General features: G+C 27.4%; 18 protein-coding genes and 1 pseudogene. 17 read left to right on the top strand and 2 right to left on the bottom strand.

Going from position 1 to position 20,029, the window contains the following annotated elements; translation table 11 throughout:
* The 9 genes from lexA to CNEONATNEC86_RS11545 all read left to right on the top strand — a co-directional run.
* A partial coding sequence (gene lexA / locus CNEONATNEC86_RS11585; RefSeq protein WP_159116335.1) for a transcriptional repressor LexA occupies nt 1-837 on the top strand: 837 nt, incomplete at its 5' end.
* A gap of 165 nt (nt 838-1,002) precedes the next feature.
* Complete coding sequence (locus CNEONATNEC86_RS11580; protein WP_157065776.1) at nt 1,003-1,158, top strand: hypothetical protein; 156 nt, start codon at nt 1,003-1,005, stop codon at nt 1,156-1,158.
* Between the two features lie 242 nt (nt 1,159-1,400).
* Nucleotides 1,401-2,654, top strand: coding sequence for an Mbeg1-like protein (locus tag CNEONATNEC86_RS11575; protein ID WP_159136046.1), 1,254 nt, complete (start codon nt 1,401-1,403; stop codon nt 2,652-2,654).
* Between the two features lie 67 nt (nt 2,655-2,721).
* On the top strand, nt 2,722-3,345 hold the full coding sequence (locus tag CNEONATNEC86_RS11570) for a histidine phosphatase family protein (protein ID WP_125150101.1): 624 nt from the start codon (nt 2,722-2,724) through the stop codon (nt 3,343-3,345).
* Between the two features lie 169 nt (nt 3,346-3,514).
* On the top strand, nt 3,515-6,112 hold the full coding sequence (locus tag CNEONATNEC86_RS11565) for an AAA family ATPase (RefSeq protein ID WP_159136045.1): 2,598 nt from the start codon (nt 3,515-3,517) through the stop codon (nt 6,110-6,112).
* 132 nt (nt 6,113-6,244) lie between these two features.
* Complete coding sequence (locus CNEONATNEC86_RS11560) at nt 6,245-6,427, top strand: ferredoxin (RefSeq protein WP_058295158.1); 183 nt, start codon at nt 6,245-6,247, stop codon at nt 6,425-6,427.
* A gap of 58 nt (nt 6,428-6,485) precedes the next feature.
* A complete protein-coding gene (locus tag CNEONATNEC86_RS11555) occupies nt 6,486-6,656 on the top strand; it encodes a (2Fe-2S)-binding protein (RefSeq protein ID WP_058295159.1) in 171 nt (56 codons plus the stop codon).
* A gap of 419 nt (nt 6,657-7,075) precedes the next feature.
* A complete protein-coding gene (locus tag CNEONATNEC86_RS11550; RefSeq protein ID WP_058295160.1) occupies nt 7,076-7,528 on the top strand; it encodes a GNAT family N-acetyltransferase in 453 nt (150 codons plus the stop codon).
* A 133-nt stretch (nt 7,529-7,661) separates the two neighbouring features.
* Nucleotides 7,662-8,561, top strand: a complete 900-nt coding sequence (locus CNEONATNEC86_RS11545; RefSeq protein WP_159136044.1) for a putative ABC transporter permease — start codon at nt 7,662-7,664, stop codon at nt 8,559-8,561.
* A gap of 73 nt (nt 8,562-8,634) precedes the next feature.
* On the opposite strand, the gene CNEONATNEC86_RS11540 is transcribed toward CNEONATNEC86_RS11545, so the two are convergent.
* On the bottom strand, nt 8,635-9,108 hold the full coding sequence (locus CNEONATNEC86_RS11540) for an HD domain-containing protein (RefSeq protein WP_058296904.1): 474 nt from the start codon (nt 9,106-9,108) through the stop codon (nt 8,635-8,637).
* 626 nt (nt 9,109-9,734) lie between these two features.
* Between CNEONATNEC86_RS11540 and CNEONATNEC86_RS11535 the strand changes: the two genes are divergently transcribed.
* From CNEONATNEC86_RS11535 to trpA, 7 genes are all read left to right on the top strand, one after another.
* Entirely contained in the window at nt 9,735-11,129 is a 1,395-nt protein-coding gene (locus CNEONATNEC86_RS11535) for an anthranilate synthase component I family protein (RefSeq protein WP_125150098.1), read from the top strand.
* Nucleotides 11,126-11,713: an anthranilate synthase component II gene (locus tag CNEONATNEC86_RS11530; RefSeq protein WP_058295163.1), complete on the top strand. Its 588-nt coding sequence runs from the start codon at nt 11,126-11,128 to the stop codon at nt 11,711-11,713. Before CNEONATNEC86_RS11535 ends, CNEONATNEC86_RS11530 begins: the two co-directional genes overlap by 4 nt.
* Nucleotides 11,714-11,741: 28 nt before the next feature.
* Complete coding sequence (gene trpD, locus CNEONATNEC86_RS11525; protein ID WP_125150097.1) at nt 11,742-12,749, top strand: anthranilate phosphoribosyltransferase; 1,008 nt, start codon at nt 11,742-11,744, stop codon at nt 12,747-12,749.
* Nucleotides 12,750-12,771: 22 nt separating this feature from the next.
* On the top strand, nt 12,772-13,584 hold the full coding sequence (trpC, locus tag CNEONATNEC86_RS11520; protein ID WP_125150096.1) for an indole-3-glycerol phosphate synthase TrpC: 813 nt from the start codon (nt 12,772-12,774) through the stop codon (nt 13,582-13,584).
* Between the two features lie 59 nt (nt 13,585-13,643).
* The gene (locus CNEONATNEC86_RS11515; RefSeq protein ID WP_125150095.1) at nt 13,644-14,330 is read left to right on the top strand and encodes a phosphoribosylanthranilate isomerase; all 687 of its coding nucleotides are present in this window, start codon (nt 13,644-13,646) and stop codon (nt 14,328-14,330) included.
* A 102-nt stretch (nt 14,331-14,432) separates the two neighbouring features.
* Nucleotides 14,433-15,611 carry a tryptophan synthase subunit beta gene (gene trpB / locus CNEONATNEC86_RS11510; RefSeq protein ID WP_159136043.1) on the top strand — a complete coding sequence of 393 codons (1,179 nt, stop codon included), beginning with the start codon at nt 14,433-14,435 and terminating at the stop codon, nt 15,609-15,611.
* On the top strand, nt 15,604-16,386 hold the full coding sequence (gene trpA, locus CNEONATNEC86_RS11505; RefSeq protein ID WP_125150093.1) for a tryptophan synthase subunit alpha: 783 nt from the start codon (nt 15,604-15,606) through the stop codon (nt 16,384-16,386). The genes trpB and trpA overlap by 8 nt, the downstream gene beginning before the upstream one ends.
* Before the next feature lie 211 nt (nt 16,387-16,597).
* Here the strand turns inward: trpA and CNEONATNEC86_RS11500 are convergent.
* A pseudogene (locus tag CNEONATNEC86_RS11500) lies at nt 16,598-17,626 on the bottom strand (IS110 family RNA-guided transposase); the annotation flags it as partial.
* 111 nt (nt 17,627-17,737) lie between these two features.
* Here CNEONATNEC86_RS11500 and CNEONATNEC86_RS11495 point away from each other — a divergent pair.
* Complete coding sequence (locus CNEONATNEC86_RS11495; RefSeq protein ID WP_125147759.1) at nt 17,738-19,006, top strand: IS4 family transposase; 1,269 nt, start codon at nt 17,738-17,740, stop codon at nt 19,004-19,006.
* Nucleotides 19,007-20,029: the final 1,023 nt, after the last annotated feature.

Raw genomic sequence — 20,029 nt, 5'->3', positions numbered from 1 at the left:
GATTTATATATATTAGCATTAAAAGAAGCAAAAAATAATTTAGATATGAAGTATACACATATAATAATGGATGATGCTCAAGAATTTACAAAAGTTCAAATAGAATTTCTAAAAGAACTATATTGTGAGAAGAGTTATTCTAGTTTTACATTTATAATCGGCCAAAAAGATATTAAAAATGAATTATCTTATTTAAGCAAAAATAGGTCTTTTTCTCAGTTATCTCTTAATTTTAAAGGTAAGACAAGGATCTTAAGTGAAATATATAATTTTGATGCATTGAGTGAAAGCAAAGAAATTTTAAGTGAAGATAAGATGATAGATGAATCTTTAGAATTGGATAAAATAGAATACATAGATTTAAAAAGAAATGTAGTACATAAATTTATTCAAGATGCTTTTAATAATAAAGAAATATATATAGAGGATAATGAAAAAGAAGAAAAGGAAGAAAATTTAGAGGAAATTCCAGTTTTTAATGAAATAGCTGCAGGAAGTCCTATTATAATGAATGATTCTATAGAGGATTTTTACTATCTTCCAAAGCAATGGATTAGAAGAAGCAATAATGTTTTTATTTTAAAAATAAAAGGTGATTCCATGATAAATAAAAATATTAATGATGGAGATTATGTAGTTATAAGCAAAGAACCTTCTGCAAATAACAATGACATAGTAGCAGTTGAATTTTCAGGAGAAGCAACATTAAAAACACTTAAAATAAAAGATAATAATATTATTTTTGTACCAGAAAATGAAAAATATGAACCTATTGTAGTTGGGGAATATGATGAATTTAATATTTTAGGAGTAGCGATTGGAATCATAAAAAAATAGAATTATACATAAAATTTAAATATAGAATTTTTAACAATATAGCTTTTATAAATATAGAATTAAATATAAAAGTTATATTGTTGTTAAAATTTATAATTATCTTGATTGTAAACGTATAAATATGATACTATAGTAATATGAGATAAGCGTAAAGGGGGATTGCTAATGGAAAAATTATATGAAATAAAAAATAAATTATATATAGCTATTCATAGTTTTATATGTACAGTTATGAATACATCAGATTATGCAATGTGGCAGCAAGATGAATGTGGAAATTGGATATATATGAGTGAAGAAAGAGATGCCATTACAGGTTAAATATATTATGGATAATTGTATTGCTTTTTTATATTATAAAAATGTATAGAAAGTCATTTAATAAAAGATAAAAATATTAAATGACTTTCTTCTTTTTGACTATTTTTAAATATATTTTAAAATAATAATTGAATTACTTGTTAATGTATTAGAATATATAAATATAAATCTTTATAGCAATATAATTTAATTAGACATATATCTATTAGTGAGAAATAATATAATGGAGATTGTTTTTACTCATGTCAGAATTAAATTATGAAGAACTAATTCTTTTAGATAATTTTATATATTTAAGATGGGAAAGCGAAAAAAACGCTTTAATAATAGATATTGTTAATGAGATTTTAAAAGATAATAATTTGGATAAACTTATTAATAAAGAAGAAAATTGTATTGTAAAGATGCCTGCAGAGGAATGGATTGATACATTAGAAAAAATGAAAATCAAACCTAATTTGAAGAATCTCAAACTTCACAATCTAAAAAGTACTAATGATGGGTTTAGAGCTGCCTGCTTTATTGATGATGAATTAAATGCAACAGTAGTTTTTAGAGGCAGCAGTAGTAAAGAAGAATGGGATGATAATGGAAAAGGTGCATATGAATATGATACAAAAGATCAAGAAAAAGCACTTTTTTATATTAATAGCCTAGAATTTGATAATATAACAGTAACAGGTCATTCAAAAGGTGGAAATAAAGCACAATATGTGGCTGTTTTATCTACTAAGATAAAAAGATGTATATCAATTAATGGACAAGGATTTTCAAATGAATTTATAAAGAAATATAGCGAAGATATTGAAAATAACAAATATAAAATCATTTGCATAAATTGCAAATATGATTATGTAAACTGCTTATTGAATACAATTGCAAACCAAAGTTATTACATTAGTACAGAGCTTCAGATTAATCCATTTTTCTATCATAAATGCAATATACTTTTGGACAAGCATGGAAACTTAAGAAAGGAGAGTAAAAGAGCATTTTTTTCTAAAATAATAAATGACTTTTCAACGTCACTTATATCAGACTTACCAAAAGAACTAAGGATATTAGTTATGGAAGGACTTATGAGCATTATAGAGGCTTTCTTATGCAGAAATCTGATTAACGAGAATATAATTAAAATTGCTGGGGGAAGTTTAATTATATTAATGTATGGAAAATACTTTAAATACAAAGAAGCATTTGCAATAAGTTATTCTGTATTAGAAATGATATTAGTACCATTGTTATTATGGAAGGATTTTATAGATATTGACGAAACACATTCAAAGGAAAAATATAAAGAACTCCAAAGGAAAATAATTTCTATGGAGAATAATGTTTTAAATAAACTTGGTATAATTAGTGATAAAGCAGAAATTTTTACTAAAATCAAAAATAACAATAATTTAATAGATAATAATAGAATAATAAAAAATATACAAAATACCTTGGATAAATTCACAAAAAGTCTTTATGATGAGGAGCTTAATATGCAATAATAATATTATAATTATTTATAAATAAACTTTAGATAATGTTTAATAACATATAGGAAGAGGTAATATAATGAAAACAACTTTATTGTTAGTAAGACATGGGGAAACAGAATGGAATAAACTTGGGAAATTTCAAGGATGTACTGATATTGAACTTTCAAAAGATGGTATTAATCAAGCTGAAAATTTAAAATTAAAATTAAATGAAGAATTTGATGTTATATATTCAAGTCCTTTAAAGAGAGCATATGAGACAGCTAAAATTCTAGCAAAAGATAAAGATATTACTATTTTAGAAGATATAAGAGAAATAAATTTTGGAGAATGGGAAGGACTAACTATAAGTCAAATTTCTGAAAAATATCCTGAAATTTTTAAGGTATGGAGAACAGATAAAAAAGAAGCTCCTTTTGTTGGAGGAGATGCTAGTACAAAAAACGCAGTAAATAGAGCATTAAGATGTATTATTGATATTATAAAGAAACATAAAGGTGAGAAGATAGTAATAGTTGCTCATGGAGGAATTATAAAAGCAGCACTAATAGGACTCTTTAATTGGGACATGAGTATGTATCATAAAATTGCTTTGGGAAATACTTGTATAAATACTGTTACTTTTGATGATGAGATGAAACCAACAATTATAGGTATAAATGATACTAGTCATTTAAATGAAAATGTAAAAACAGTATAAATAAAAAAGCTATACTATTTAAATAAGCATAGTATAGCTTATTTTTATTAGAAATTATGAAAATATACTATATAATAAATAAATTGCTACTTTTATTATAAATGAGAGTAATTCATGATATAATTTCATTGTTAAAGAAATACATTAGGTGAAAGGAAAGAATAAAAAAATGGAATATACAAATTTGCATGAAAATGATCAATTTGAAAGATTTCAAAAAGAAATTCAAAGTTATAATAATTTTGGGTATTACAATAGATCAGTTGTGATTTTATCAAATGCAATAGGCTGCTTTCCTAATCACCCTGGTCTTTATTATCTACTTGCTTTAACATATTATAATTCTAAGGAATATTTAAAAGCAACTGAATGTTTAAAAAATGCAATAAATTATGATGAAAAAAATAATAAATATTTAGGTCTCATTGGATGCTGTCTCTTTAATACAGGTGACTATGAAAATGCATTTAATTATTCAAGAAAAGCTTTTGAGCTAGATAATAGAAATTTAGATGCTATAGTAACACTTGGGAAAATTGAACTTTTTAGGCATAACTATAATGAGGCATATATGTATATAAATTTAGCTGTTGAAATAGATGATAATAATTATAAAGCTATAAGACTGTTAAGTAAGTATTATATAGCTAAAGAAGATGATCCTAAGAAAGTATTAGAAGTTTTATATGCATCACAAAAGCTAGGTAATGATGAAGAATTAGATTTAGATATAATTAAATTTTTATATATTCTAGGAGAATATACTGAATGTTTAAAAAGATGTAAATATGTTATAACCAATCATTCAAATGCTTATGTGGCTCAAAAAGCAACTAAATTTGTATCTGAAATCTATAATGAAGTTATGCAAAGCAAAAGTGAAATGAAAAAAGAGCTTAGTACGATTTTAAATGAAAAAGAAAACTTATTTAAGGAAAATAAATTAATTGAAGAAATTAAACAAGAATTAGATTTTAATAATGGTAAAAAAGAAGAAGATATGTATTCTATTTTAGATGACCCATCTAATGAAATTTATGAAAAAATAGAAAAAGCTAATATTATAGAAAAAGATAGTAAAAATAATAAAAGTCATAAGAATGATATAACTGATTCTGAAAATAGTAATGATTTATTAAAAGAATCATTAGATAAATTAAATTCATTAATTGGTCTTGATAATGTAAAAGGTCAAATTCAAAGAATAGTTCAACTTATAAAATATGAGAGAAATAGAGCTGATATTTTAGAAATTGAAGAAAATATAAATATGTCATATCATTTTGCTTTCCTTGGAAATCCAGGTACAGGTAAAACAACTGTTGCTAGGCTTATTGGAGATATATTTCATAATCTTGGTATATTAGAGAAGGGTCAGCTTATTGAAGTGGACAGAAGTAATATTGTTGGAAGGTTTATAGGAGAAACAGCTAAGCTTACACAAAAAGCTATTGATAATGCAATGGGAGGGATACTTTTTATTGATGAAGCATATTCTCTAGCTAAAGGTGGTAGCGATAGCAATGATTATGGAAGTGAAGCAATTGAGACATTAATTAAAGCAATGGAGGATAATAGAGATAAGTTCACAGTCATTTTAGCAGGATACACTAATGAAATGAATAAGTTAATAAAATTAAATCCAGGGTTAAAGAGCAGGATTAATTTAATAATAGAATTCAATGATTATAGCGATAAAGAATTATTAGAAATTGCAAAAAGCATGGCAGAAAAAGATTATTATAAATTATCTAAAAAAGGAGAGCAGGCCTTTATTGAAAAGATAAATAAAGAAAAAGTAGATGAGAACTTTGCCAACGCAAGAGTAGTAAGAAATATAATTGAAAATGCAATAAGAGAAAAAGCATTTAGAATAGGTGATAAAAAAGTTTCAAAAAAACAACTTACAATTCTTGAACCTAAAGATTTTGGGGTTAATTTATCATTTAATCGAAAAGAAAAAATGAATAGCTTGAAAAAAGAACTTTATAATTTAATAGGTTTAGATGAAGTTAAGAGGCTAATTGAAGGAGTAGTAGATACTTTAGAGTTACAATATAGAAAAAGAAATATGGGATTAAAGACAGAAAATATTTCATTAAATATGATATTTTCAGGCAATCCAGGAACAGGTAAGACAAGTGTAGCCAGAGTGCTTAGTAAAATATTAAAAGAAATTGGTGTACTTAAAAAAGGGCATATGGTTGAAGTTACAAGAACTGATTTAGTAGGTCAATATGTAGGACAAACAGCTCCAAAGACTCTTGAAAAGATAAAAGAGGCATATGGAGGAATTCTTTTTATTGATGAAGCGTACAGCCTAAATGGCGGAGGAGAAAATGACTTTGGACGAGAAGCTTTAGCAACCATTATAAAAGAAATGGAAGATAATCGTGATAAGTTAGTAATCATAATGGCTGGCTACACAAAAGAGATGCAGGAACTTATGGAATTGAATCCAGGACTTAAATCAAGAATAAAATTTTTAATTGAATTTCCAGATTATAATGATGATGAACTTATGGCAATATTTATGCTTTTATGTAAAAAAGAAGGCTATATGATAGAAAAGTCAGCACAGGAAAAATTAAAGGAAATATTTAAAAAAGAATATTTAATAAGGGATAAGCATTTTGGAAATGGAAGACTTGCACGAAAATATTATGAAAAAATTAAAATGAATCAGGCCAGCAGAATTATTAAAGAAGAAATAGATGATAAAATACAAATAATGAATATAAAGAAAGAAGATTTAGAAAATATATAAATCTTCTTTTAAATTTATTGTTGACAAATAACAATTATTAGTTAATAATATATTTGAGAAATGAAATAGAATTATTAATGTGTTTAAAAGATGGTTCTAAAGTATATATATTAAATTTAGGAGGTACTATAAATGAAAGCATTTGTAGATGAAAATACATGTATTTGTTGTGGACTATGTGAAGGGATTTGCGGAGAAGTCTTTTCAACTGAAACAGGAGTGGCTGTAGCAGGTGAAGTTAATGCTGAACAAGAAGACGAAGTAAGAGAAGCATGTGACTCTTGCCCTGTTGGAGCAATTTCAATAGAAGAATAATAATATTATCACCAGAGATAATAATATTAGAAACATTTGGATAAAGGAGCAAAATATTATGGAAAATATATGTCTATGCAAAAAAGTAACTAAGGAAAAGATCGTGGAAGCTGTAAAAAATGGTGCAGATACTTATGAAAAAGTTCAAGAAGCAACTGGAGCAGGAACAGGCGGATGCCACGGTGGAAGATGTAAATCTAAAATATTAGAAATAATAGAAGAAAACTAGAAAATACTCCAAATCTATAAGGGACGTACAAAGTTTAGAGTGAAATAATCGAAATAAAGCTCTTATGTGTGGCTCGCTTGCTACAAAAATGAAGGTGTGAATTTTAAACATCAATGATTGTGCCCAAAACCGTTTGCTCCAATAACGAGTATTGGACAAACAATTTTGGAACAATCATTAATGTAAAAATTCTACATATTCATTTTTTAATGCAAGACACCGCCAACATAAGAGCTTTATTTCTTTGTTTCATCTAGATTCATAGTATTGACATTATTGCTCTAAATAAATATACTTTTAAATTAAAGAATAGTTATTTATATATGACGAATTGTCAAGCTAAGTGTTGCACTTAGCTTGACAATTCGTCATAAATAAAAAAGCAATTGCAAAGTATAATATAGATTTGAGGTTAGATTATGAAGTGGAGTTTGAAAAAATTTTTTGAATTAACCAATGAAGAAGTTTATAAAATATTAAAATTAAGAAATGAAATATTTATTGTTGAACAATCATGTCCGTATATGGATTGCGATGGAAAAGATGAAGAATCATATCATTTATTTGCAGAAGATGGTAAAGATATTATAGCATATTTAAGAATAGTAAAAAAAGGAATTATATATGATGATACAGCTATTGGCAGAGTTTGTGTAAATAAAAAATATCGCAAAAATAACTTAGGCAGAGAAATGTTATTAAGAGCAATATCTTTTATTGACAATGAATTAAACGAGAAAAAAATTAAAATTCAAGCTCAATCATATTTACGTGATTTTTATAAAAGTTTAGGCTTTAAAGAAATATCCGACAATTATTTAGAAGATGGAATTTTGCATATAGATATGATATATAATAAAAAAGTTATATAAATTTAATATTTATTTAATATATTTATAAGATAAGTAAAAGAATATTGTTAAGAAAATATGTTATTATATGAATAGTTTTAAATATATATGAATATTCGTATTATAAAAAAATTTTGCGAGAAAAGAGGCGTAAATGTATACTTATAATATATTACAATGGTTAGCATTTTTCTTTATTTATTGTTTTATTGGATGGTGTATAGAATCAACCATTGTTTCAATTGAACGTAAAAAAATAGTTAATAGAGGATTTTTAAAATTACCTCTACTGCCCATATATGGTAGTGGGGCCATTATAATTTTAATTGTATGCTTGCCAGTAAGGGATAGTATTTTTAAGGTTTATTTTGTGGGCATGATATGTGCTACTATTTTAGAATATATAGTAGGATACTTTATGGAAGTTATTTTTAAAATGAAATATTGGGATTATAGTAACGATAAATTTAATTATAAGGGTAGAATTTGTTTAGTATCATCATTATTTTGGGGAGTATTATCAGTTCTGCTAGTAGAATTTATTCATACATATATTGAAGGTATAGTGCTTTTTATTCATGAGAATAATTTAGAAATACTTGTATCATGTATTTTTGCTATGACTTGCATAGACACATTTATATCTGCTAAAGAATCAATAGACCTTAATAAAGTTTTGAAAAAGATATCTTCTTTAAAAAATGAAATTGAAAACACCACTTCAGAAATCGAAGAAGTTTTAAAAGGTGGATATAAAGATATTTCATATATAACAGCAAAAGAGTTAATAGGATCAACTAAAGAAAAAGTAGAAAATCTAAAAATGAGGTTAGTAAAAGCAACCGAAAAAAGAAAAGAAGAAATTACTAAGCTTAGTTTAGTAAAAACACGTTTAATAAAAAACAACCCTACTGTTTACTCAATACAATTTAATGATGCTTTAAAAGAAATTAAGGACAGGCTATTAAATAAGTATGGAGAAAAAAAGAGTGATATTATGGAGAGAATTGGGATACTTCAAAAGAAAATTGAAGAATTTATTAAAGAATTATAAAAACTAAAAATTAGATAGAAATAAAGGTTTCTATCTAATTTTTAGTTTTTTAATTAATTCCATAATATATACTTTATCTTATAATATTCTTATAAGTCTCAGCCATACTGCAATATTTATCTACAAATGTAACAATTAATCCTTCTAAATGTTTAGGAGGAATTATGGTTAATGGCCACATATGCTTTAAAATTATATCCTGTTCTAATTTACTTAGTGTGAATTCTTTTAATGCATTATTTAGTGCAGTTCTTGGGTGTGTAAGACCATGGAATCTTAAGCCAGTTTCTTTGTAATGAGTATGCCAGTCATAAAGATAATAATCATGCAAAAGAGCCGCTCTGGCAACTGCATCATGATTTAATTTGAATTTTTTACATATTTTATAGCTTAAATAGGAAACATTTATACTATGAACTCTTGTATTTGTATTTCCATGCTGCATGTATTTATCCATAGAACGAAAATTTTTATTGCACAATATATCATTAACTACATTAATATACTCATAATCTCTTACATATTCTTTTGAATTTATAAAAATCATATCCAATATTTTTCACTATCCTTAAATAATATTATTATACATAATTGTATTATACACAATAAATAAATACATATTCTAGTTTAATTTATAAAAAAATTAAATAAAAAATTAGAAAATTGTACTTGAAAACAGCAAAGGAATATGTTACTATTAATACAAGTTAATGTTATTAAAGCCGTTGATAAGAATAGTAAATAATAGAGTTTAGTATAAAGAGAATTTGGCATTTGGTGAGAGTCAAATACTGTAGCTATTATTGAATGGGTCTTTGAGGTGATATCTTGAAATATTTAAGTAGGGATATACGGGAAGTCAGCCGTTAAAATGACAGGATATAATAAAACAATTGTTTTACGTATCTGATAAATATATATACATGGGTGGTGTAGCGAGTGTTAACATTTCGTCCTATTTTAGGAGAAGTGTTTTTTTTATTTATATAGCTTTTTATGCTGCATTAAAAATGTATTAATTTGGGTGGCACCACGAGTCACTTCGTCCCAATATTGGGGATGAAGTGACTTTTTTTATAGAAAATTAAAAAGAAGCTTTTCTAAGTTACATTAGCCACTATTTTTTAGAAGAAAGTAAAACATGGTAGAATTCTTAAAATTAGGAGGAGAAATATGGTCAATTTATCAAAAGAGCAGTTTGAATTAAAGAAAAAAGAAAAATTAAGTTTTTCACTAATAAGTGAATATAGGGGAGATGAAGTTACCCCAATCAGAATATTTAATGGATTTAGAGGAAGAAGAAGATTTATTTTCGAAAGTGGAAGTACAGAAAATTATTTTGGCAGATATTCATTTTTAGGTGAAGATCCATATAAAGAAGTAGTTGGAAGCACCATTTCAGAAATTGAAGAATTAAAAAAAGAAATAAGAATAGACTTTGATAAAACAAGCAATCCTTTTTCATTTAAGGGCGGAGCAATAGGCTATATGGCATATGATACTGTTAAGTTATATGAAAATAAAAAATTGGACTTTAAAAATCCTGATTTATTAAATTTACCAATAATAAGATTCAATATTTATAGCAGATATATTTGTTATGATCATTTTACTCATAAGGTATTTGTTGTAGACAATATTTTAGAAAATGATGAGAGAAAATATGAAAATATAGTAGAAAATCAAAAAGAATATATCTTTTCCCTACTACTTAAGCTTTCGAATATTGAAGATATAGAAGAAAAAAAGGACATAGATTTTGAATTTTGTACTACTAAAGATAAGTATGAAGAGAATGTAAGAATTGCAAAAGAGCATATACTTGCTGGAGATGTATTTCAATTAGTGCCATCCTTAAGAATGAAATGTGAAACTGATAAGTCTTTTATTGAAATATATAGAAGACTTAGAGAAGTAAATCCTTCACCTTATATGTATTTAATAGATTATGAGAATTATCAAGTTATTGGCTCTTCACCAGAAAGTGTTGTATCTGTTAAAAATGGCAAGATATCGACGAAACCTATAGCGGGCACAAGAAAAAGAGGTGAAACACCTGAAATAGATAGTCAGCTTGAAGAAGAACTTATTGAAGATAAAAAGGAACTTGCAGAACATGTTATGCTTGTAGATCTTGCAAGAAATGATGTCGGTAGAATAAGCAAAATTGGAAGTGTTGAAGTTCATGACTTTATGAAGATTGAAAAGTTTTCACATGTAATGCATATAACAAGCAGTGTTACTGGGACTATTTTAGATAATCTAGATGGCTTTGATGCATTAAGTAAATGCCTTCCAGCTGGAACGCTTTCTGGAGCTCCTAAAATAAAAGCCATGGAAATAATTGAAGAACTTGAAGAGTATAGCAGAGGAATTTATGGGGGTTCTGTTGGATATTTCTCATATGGCGGAGACACAGATATGGCCATTGCCATAAGAACAATAGTTATGAAAGGAAAAACAGCATACCTTCAAGCAGGTGCTGGAGTAGTATATGATTCTATCCCTGAAAAAGAATTTGAAGAAGCTCAAAATAAATTAATGGCATTAAAGGAGGCTTTAAGATGATACTTTTAATAGATAATTATGATTCTTTTACTTATAACCTTTTCCAATATATAAGTGAATTTGCTAAAACAAAGGTTGTTAGAAATGATGCAATAACAATTGAAGAAATCAAAATGCTTAATCCAAGTGGCATTGTAATTTCACCAGGCCCTGGTACTCCGGATGATGCGGGGATAGCGATTGAAGTAATCAAAAAACTTGGTGGACAGATACCTATTCTTGGAATTTGTCTTGGACATCAAAGTATAGCTCAGGCTTATGGCGGTAAGGTAATAAGAGCAGATGAAATATATCATGGAAAAACTTCAAAGATAAGTGTTAAGGGAAAAGACATATTTGAAGGAATACCAAGAAAAGTTGATGTTATGAGATATCATTCATTAATCGTAGATAATAAATCTGTGCCAGATTGTTTAGACGTTATTGCAGCAACGGTTGATAGAAATATTATAATGGCAGTTAAGCATAAAGAGTACGAGGTATATGGACTTCAATTTCATCCAGAATCGATTTATACACCTAAGGGGAAGCATATGATTTCTAATTTTGTGATTAATATATGTGGCGAAATGAACAATGAATAATTGATCATTAGTAAATGGAGGTATCAAAATGAATATTGTAGAAGGAATTCAAAAATTAACAGAAAAGAAAAATTTAACACAAGGTGAAGTTCGAGATATTATAAACCAAATAATGAGAGGTGAAGCAACTTCTTGTCAAAAAGGTGGATTTTTGACTGCACTTAAGCTTAAAGGTGAAACTGCAGAGGAGATGCTTGGTGCAGTGCAGGCTCTTAGAGATAATTTTACACGTGTTGAAATTGCAAATCCTAAAAACTTAATTGATACTTGCGGAACTGGTGGAGATGGTGGAAAGACATTTAATGTATCAACAGCAGTTGCAATAATAGCAGCAAGTGGTGGAGCTAAAATTGCTAAACACGGAAATAGAGCAGTTTCGAGCAAAAGTGGAAGTGCTGATGTCTTGGGTGAGCTTAATATAAAGACAGATTATAGTGCAGAAGAAAGTGCAGATATTATTATGAATAAAGGTATGGCTTTTCTTTTTGCACCACAGTATAATCCAGCAATGAAAAATGTTGCAGAAGAAAGAAAAGAACTTGGATGTAGAACACTATTTAATCTAATTGGCCCTCTTTCAAATCCAGCACCACTGACAGGACAGCTCATGGGAATATATGATGGAAGTTTGATAGAAAGCGTTGGACAAGTACTTAAGAATTTAGGTCTTAATAGAGCAATGGTTGTTCATGGTGATGATGGCTTAGATGAAATTACAACAACAACTACAACAACGGTATGTGAACTTAATAATGGAGTAATAAATAAGTACACATTAGATATTGAAAAACTAGGATTTAGTAAAGCAAAAATAGAAGATATAGCTGGTGGAACTCCAGGTGAAAATGCTCAAATAATAGTTGATATATTACAAGGACATAAAGGTCCAAAGAGAGATATTGTTGTAATAAATTCAGGAGCAGCATTATATGCAGCTGAAATAGTAGATTCACTTGAAGAAGGAATCAAAAAAGCTGAGGAGTTAATAGATAGTGGGAAAGCATATGAGAAATACAAAGAATTAATAATAGCTTAAAAGTTGAAAAGGGGGCGTAACTTTGATATTAGATGATATAGTAGCAAAAAAGAAAACTCGAGTAGATACTAGAAAAAAAGAAATTCCAATAGATATGGTAAAAGAAAAAGCCTTAGAAATAGTAAAAAGAGAAAATGAATTATATAAAGGAAAATATGAAAATCCATTTAAAAAGGCTTTAAGCAAAGAATGTTTATCAGTAATTGGGGAATTTAAAAAAGCATCCCCCTCTAAAGGTATAATAGTAGAAAATTTTAATATTGAAAATATATTAAATTATTATAATTTTATGAAAGTTGATGCTTTTTCAATTTTGACTGAAGAAGACTATTTTAAAGGAAAGGATGAATATATTAAAAAAATCAATTCTTTAAGTAATACACCCATACTTAGAAAAGATTTTGTCATAGATTTTTATCAAATCTATGAAGCGAAAATTCTTGGGGCAAGTGGAATTTTACTAATAGTAAGTGTATTAGGTGAGGAGCTAGGAAAATATTTTGAAGAAGCCAAAAAGTTTAATTTGCAGCCTTTAGTTGAAGTTCACAATAAAGAGGAGCTGGAAATAGCGCTTAAATATGACTGCGATGTTATTGGAATAAACAATAGAGATTTAAAAACCTTCAATGTATCTTTAGATACTACAAAAGAACTCATAAAGTGTATTCCAGAAGGAAAAATAAAAATAACTGAAAGTGGAATAATGAGTATAGGTGATTTAAAAAAAGCAAAAGAATATGAAGCAGATGGAGTTTTAATTGGAGAATTTTTTATGAGAAATATTGAAAATATTAAATTTCAAGCAGAATATAAAAAATTTAAGAATATAATATAAATTTTAATAAATACACATTTTTATTGAGAAACCTAAAATAATAATTTGGAGCAGAAAATATGAAAGAAATTAAAGTTTGTGGTATTACAAAACAAGAAGAAATAGAATATTTAAATGAACTTAAAGTACAATATGCAGGTTTTGTTTTTACACAAAGCAAACGTGCAGTAAATATTGGACAGGCAAATGAACTTATAAAATGTTTAGATAAGGACATTCAAAAGGTGGGTGTTTTTAAAGATAATTCACTAACAGAAATTTTAGAAATTTTAATGTATGTACCTTTGAATGTAGTTCAGCTTCATGGAAATGAAGACAAAAAGTTTATAAGTGATCTTAAAGAACGAATAAGTGATAATGTTCAAATTTGGAAAGCTTTATCTGTAAAAGATGAAGACAAATTAGATGAATTCTTGTTCAAAGATTACAGTTCACTTATAGATATGTATGTAATAGATGGAGATAATCCAGGTAGTGGAGAAGCTTTTTCTTTAGAAATTTTAAAACAAAAATTAAAAAATTGTGAAAATAAAATTCCATATCTTTTAGCTGGTGGTATAACACCCAAAAATGCATTGAAAAGAGCAGAAGAAGTATGTGCTTTAGGAGTAGATGTTTCCTCAGGGGTAGAAATAATTGAGGATAATATGAGAAGTAAGTCATTTAACAAAATTAGAGAGTTAATAAATAATCTAAAGTTTGAAAATACAAAACAAATTTCAAGAAATAGACAATATAAAAATTAAGAATAATAAAACTATAGGAAATTTATAAAATAAGAGAAATTTATAGATACATTTATGTCATAATTATCAAAACTTAATTTTATAAAAAAAGGAGAAGAAAACATGAATGGAAGATTTGGAGAGTTTGGCGGACAATATGTTCCTGAAACAGTAATGAATGCACTTATTGAGCTTGAAGAAGCATATGGAAAAGTATTACATGATAAAGATTTTAATGATGAGTATATGTATTACTTGAAATATTATACAGGAAGACCAAGCCCGCTTTATTATGCTGAAAATATGACTAAAGATTTAGGTGGAGCAAAAGTATATCTAAAAAGGGAAGATTTGAATCATACTGGTGCACATAAAATAAATAATGCACTAGGACAAGTTCTTTTAGCAAAAAGAATGGGAAAAAAGAAAGTTATAGCAGAAACAGGTGCAGGACAGCATGGAGTTGCAACAGCTACTGTGGCAGCAAAATTTGGACTTGAATGTAAAGTTTTTATGGGATCTGAAGATATAAAAAGACAAAATATAAATGTTAAGAAGATGGAGCTTTTGGGCACTGAAGTGGTTCCTGTCACTAATGGACTTGGAACATTAAACGATGCAGTAACAGAAGCAATAAGATACTGGGCGGCTAATGTTGAAGATACATTTTATGTTATTGGCTCAGCTCTTGGACCACATCCGTATCCAACAATGGTTAGAAATTTCCAAAGAGTTATTGGAGATGAAGCAAGAGAACAAATTTTAGAAATGGAACATAAATTTCCAGATTATGTTTTAGCACCAGTTGGAGGTGGAAGTAATTCAATTGGAATATTTTATCCATTTGTTGATGATAAAGATGTTAAATTAATTGGAGTAGAAGGTGCAGGTAAAGGAATTGAAACTGATGAACATGCGGCTGCTATGTCTAAAAAACAAAAGGGAATATTACATGGAATGCTTAGTTATGTTCTTCAAGATGATGATGGAAGAATACAGGAAGCATATTCAATTTCAGCAGGACTTGATTATCCCGGAGTTGGTCCTGAACATTCTTATCTAGCACAAAGTAAAAGAGCAGATTATGTAAGCATAACTGATGATGAAGCAGTTGATTCATTTATGTATTTAACAAAACTAGAAGGAATAGTGCCAGCACTTGAAAGTTCGCATGCTGTTGCTTATGCAAAAAAACTTGCTCCAACATTAAATAAGGATCAAGTAATAATTGTAAATTTATCAGGGAGAGGAGATAAAGATATGGATGCAATACTTTCATATCTTTCAAAGAAAGATGAATAGAATAGATGAAAGATTTAAAAAATTAAAAGAAGATAATAAAAAAGCACTTATTCCATTTGTAACTTTTGGAACAGGTATGAGTATAAAAGAAACTATAGATTTAGTTTCTGAATTAGATAAAAATGGAGCTACAGTTGTAGAAATTGGAGTACCTTTTAGTGATCCGCTGGCAGATGGACCAGTAATTCAAAATTCGTATATAAATGCATTAAATGAAGGAATAAAACTTAATGATGTATTTAATGCAGTAAAAGAAATAAGAGAATCTAGTGAAGTTCCAATAGTTATAATGGTTTACTTTAATATAGTATTTCATAAAGGAATCGAAGAGTTTATCAAAACTGCTGCAGAATGTGGTGTAGATGGACTTATAGTACCAGATGTTCCACTTGAAGAAAGAAAGGAATTAGATAATATATGTTTAAAAAATAATATTCATTTAATTCCACTTGTGGCTAGAACTTCAAGAGATAGGATTTCTAAAATTGTAGATGGTGCAAGAGGATTTGTATATTGTGTTTCAACTAACGGGACAACTGGAGAAAGAAGTAAATTATATTCAGGAACAGTTGAGTATTTAGAAGAAGTAAAAAAACTTGTTAACATTCCAATGTGCATAGGTTTTGGAATATCTTCAAAAGAAGTTGTAGCAGATGTTAAAGATCACTGTGATGGTGTAATAGTTGGAAGTGCTATAGTTAAGAGAATGAAAGAAGGAAAAGAGGCTGCAATAGATTTTGTTAAAGATCTTAAAAAAGGTTTTGAAGATAAATAAATTCATCATAACATAAATAAGGGACGTAGAATCAGAGTTTAGTGGATAACAACCGAAATTCAATATATGATAGGCTCGATTGTAGGGAAATTTCAGCTAAAACCTGCTAAGAAAAATCAAGTTTTTTTTAGCAGGTTTTTTATATATTTTTTGCATGACAAATAAATTAAACAGAAATTCTGTTTAATTTAGATATAGATACTATCTAAATTTAAGTATTATAGACTTCTTTTACTCTAGCGTAGTATATTCTTAGAAACTTATTTAATGCAGCAATTTTAGCAACTTTTTTAGGTTTTCCTTCTGCTTCTTTTTTTAACATATATAAAAATATAGGATCATCCTTTGGTTTGGCACTTTTGATACATTTCATAATTTCATATCCAGTTTTTCGTAATAATGCAGAACCTCTTTTAGAAATACGACGTTTGTTTGCAACAAACTGTCCCGACTCAAAAGGAGGTGAATCAATACCCGTATAAGCTATCAAAGCCTTTTTATTATAAAAGCGTTTTAAATCACCGATTTCAGCAATTAAGCGTGGAGCCAATGTATCTCCAACTCCAGGCATATTTCTAACAACATTGTATTCCTTTAAACTACTTGCTAATTCTTGCATTTGTGATAATATCATAGATAGAGTTCTATCTATTTCGCTAAGAACTCGAACAGCTTCTAATACTAACATTTTGGTTGATGGGGTACTAGAAGATAGTGTAGGGATGCCTTCTTGTGCTAAAGCATATATCTGTTTTGCTTTTGTTTCACTTTGATGGTATCCTTTATTTTTTGCCCATTTAAAATAACTATTTATAAATTGCTTTTCATTTTTCTTGGTAATATTATCGTAATGCCAGTATTCTTTAACAAAATCATTTAATTTATCTTTCTCTGGCTTATCGGATCTATTTTTTAATAGATTTTTAATTCCTGGCATTGTTCTATCTAATAGATTACTTAGTACAAGTTTGCTCTCTATTCTCATAGCTATATAATGAGAATATTGCCTACCTAATAATTTTAATTCAGAATACACCTCATCTGTTGCTTCATAGTCAGTTAATTTAAACCAATTATCAATTCCATAATTAGCTATTTTGATAGAATCTAATTTATCAGTTTTACCTTTCCTTAATCCTATAGCAGAATATTTTTTCATAATTAATGGATTTATTACGGCTACAAATATACCATGATTTTTAAGATAAGTAAGTAGTGGCAAATGGTATGCACCGGTCGCTCAATGTCGTCAACTTAAGAAAATATAGAAAATTTAATAAAAAACACTTGACAATAGGTAAAAAAATGCAGCCTCGCTATAGATATTAAATTTATAGCGAGGTTTGATTTTATGAAAAATATTAAATTACTATCACAAATTTTAAAACGAACAAATAAATTAATTGTTTCAGATGAATATAAGCAGTCATATAGTTTAGGAAATTCTTTTTCAAGGAAAAGAAAACTATCGTTTTCTAATGTAGTTTATTTAATTTGTTCTGTATTACGAAAGTCTATACCTTTAGAAATAGATAATTTTATTGAAAATCATACATGTTTAAACTTTCCTAATATATCAAAGCAAGCATTTTCTAAAGCAAGACAAAATATTTCACCTGAAGCCTTTAAAGAACTATGTAGATTATTTGTTGATTCTTTTTATAATTCAAAAAAGAAATTGAATAAATGGCATGGATTTAATATTCTTGCAGTTGATGGAACATCTATACAAGTTCCTGATACTATTGAATGTGGTAAATACTTTGGAGTAAGTAAAAATCAAAATAAAACTCAAACAGCAGTTGCGACGGCATCAGCCTTATATGATATATTAAATGATATTATAATTGATGCTTCAATAACTAAATTTAAAACTAGTGAAAGAGAATTAGCAAAACAACATCTAGATCAAATCAACAATGAAAAATTATCAAAAAACAGTATTGTAATATTTGATAGAGGATACCCTTCTTATGAGATGTTTGACTATTTAGATACTAAAAATATGCTTTTCTTAATGAGAGTACCATCATCATTTAAAACAGTACAAAATATTGATTCCAATGATTGTATTTTGGAATATAAAATAAAGAGAAAATACAGAAAATTGCGTGTTATAAAAATAGAGCTTTCAAACAACATTACAGAAATATTAGTCACTAATATTTTTGATGAAAACATTAAATATGATGAATTTAAAGAGTTGTATTTCCTTAGATGGGGAGTCGAAAGTAAATACAAAGAGTTAAAAAGTAGTATTCAGATAGAAGAATTTTCGGGAACAAAACCAATTTCTATAGAACAAGACTTTTTTGTTTCTATTTATTTATCAATGGTTGTAGCTCTTATAAAAGATGAGGCCGATGCTGCGATAGCAGATGAAATTAAAGATAAGAATTTAAAATCAATGTATCAAGCAAATCGAAATTTTATACTTGGGCAAGTTTTTAATAGAATTATTAATTTATTAGTTAATGCTAAATTAACAAGAAAAATTTTAGAAATAATATTAGAAAAATCTAAAAAAATTCGCTCACAAATACGTCCCAATCGTTCTCGTGAGCGAAAAAACAAACATCCAAGGAAAAAGCATCATCACAATAAAAAATCATGCATTTAAATTACAAATAATTGCATATTTCAAAATTCACTTTAACCAGTGGATTTATTTAGTGTACCATTTTTTAGAAGAAATTTAAATATATCATCTAAAAATAATTGTGATTTATATTTACAAATTACTTAAGTTGACGACATTGGCCGTACGGTTTCAACCTGCTTAATCGAATCTTTATAATAAGGGATGGCTGACAGTTTTAGCTACGGATGTTAAAACCCAATTCTAAAGTCGTCATACCAAATTACTCCCTTTATTATAAATTAAAATAAGTGCAGATGTTAAATCATATATTTATGATTTGTATCTACACTTATAGAGTACCAAACTTCTAAAGAGATAGGCTGTGCCCAAAACAATTTGCTCCAACAGCAAGTATTGGACAAATTGTTTTGGAACAGCCTATCTCTAAGAAGTTAAAAGCTTAAATTTCTTAATACAATACTACGCCTATTCATATATTGAATTTCTTTGTTTTACTCTAAAATCATAGATACAATGCCCATTTTAATTATAATTTATATTTTCAGGAATATTCCATATCTAAAATATAGTTTTAAATCAATTTCACCAATTTATGGAACTACTTAGAAAAGTCTCGTATACCCCAATAAATAAGCAAATTCGTAAGAACTTATATTTATAAAATTATACCTTTTGAGAAATGATAAAATATTAACTTTTTAAATCTTTAATGTGTATAAATAACTCTTCTTTAATTTAAAAATATATTTATAGCAATAATGTTGATACTGTAAATTTAGATGAAACAAAGAAATAAAGCTCTTATGTTGGCGGTGTCTTGCATTCAAAAAATGAGCTTTAGAATTCTTACGTGTAGACTTGTTCCACAATTGTTTGTCCAATTTTAGATTGGAGCAAACAGTTGTGGATACAAGTCTGCATGTTTGAATTCTTAGCTCATTTTTTGTAGCAAGCGAGCCACACATAAGAGCTTTATTTCGGTTATTTCTCTCTAAACCTAGTACGTCTTTTATTTATTGATTGAATAAAAATAATAATTTT

It is taken from the genome of Clostridium neonatale (assembly GCF_900465025.1).
Taxonomy (GTDB): domain Bacteria; phylum Bacillota; class Clostridia; order Clostridiales; family Clostridiaceae; genus Clostridium; species Clostridium neonatale.
Note: the sequence above shows the minus strand (reverse complement) of the source record. Positions and strands in the feature narration are given on the sequence as shown.

Excerpts from the sequence above, each read along its gene's own strand:
- trpA (WP_125150093.1), top strand. The coding sequence starts at position 15,604 with ATGAATAGAATAGATGAAAGATTTAAAAAATTAAAAGAAGATAATAAA.
- trpD (WP_125150097.1), top strand. The coding sequence starts at position 11,742 with ATGAATATTGTAGAAGGAATTCAAAAATTAACAGAAAAGAAAAATTTA.
- CNEONATNEC86_RS11560 (WP_058295158.1), top strand. The coding sequence starts at position 6,245 with ATGAAAGCATTTGTAGATGAAAATACATGTATTTGTTGTGGACTATGT.
- CNEONATNEC86_RS11555 (WP_058295159.1), top strand. The coding sequence starts at position 6,486 with ATGGAAAATATATGTCTATGCAAAAAAGTAACTAAGGAAAAGATCGTG.
- CNEONATNEC86_RS11515 (WP_125150095.1), top strand. The coding sequence starts at position 13,644 with ATGAAAGAAATTAAAGTTTGTGGTATTACAAAACAAGAAGAAATAGAA.
- CNEONATNEC86_RS11545 (WP_159136044.1), top strand. The coding sequence starts at position 7,662 with ATGTATACTTATAATATATTACAATGGTTAGCATTTTTCTTTATTTAT.
- trpB (WP_159136043.1), top strand. The coding sequence starts at position 14,433 with ATGAATGGAAGATTTGGAGAGTTTGGCGGACAATATGTTCCTGAAACA.
- CNEONATNEC86_RS11530 (WP_058295163.1), top strand. The coding sequence starts at position 11,126 with ATGATACTTTTAATAGATAATTATGATTCTTTTACTTATAACCTTTTC.
- CNEONATNEC86_RS11535 (WP_125150098.1), top strand. The coding sequence starts at position 9,735 with ATGGTCAATTTATCAAAAGAGCAGTTTGAATTAAAGAAAAAAGAAAAA.
- CNEONATNEC86_RS11550 (WP_058295160.1), top strand. The coding sequence starts at position 7,076 with ATGAAGTGGAGTTTGAAAAAATTTTTTGAATTAACCAATGAAGAAGTT.
- CNEONATNEC86_RS11565 (WP_159136045.1), top strand. The coding sequence starts at position 3,515 with ATGGAATATACAAATTTGCATGAAAATGATCAATTTGAAAGATTTCAA.
- CNEONATNEC86_RS11540 (WP_058296904.1), bottom strand. The coding sequence starts at position 9,108 with ATGATTTTTATAAATTCAAAAGAATATGTAAGAGATTATGAGTATATT.
- CNEONATNEC86_RS11575 (WP_159136046.1), top strand. The coding sequence starts at position 1,401 with ATGTCAGAATTAAATTATGAAGAACTAATTCTTTTAGATAATTTTATA.
- CNEONATNEC86_RS11580 (WP_157065776.1), top strand. The coding sequence starts at position 1,003 with ATGGAAAAATTATATGAAATAAAAAATAAATTATATATAGCTATTCAT.
- CNEONATNEC86_RS11495 (WP_125147759.1), top strand. The coding sequence starts at position 17,738 with ATGAAAAATATTAAATTACTATCACAAATTTTAAAACGAACAAATAAA.
- CNEONATNEC86_RS11570 (WP_125150101.1), top strand. The coding sequence starts at position 2,722 with ATGAAAACAACTTTATTGTTAGTAAGACATGGGGAAACAGAATGGAAT.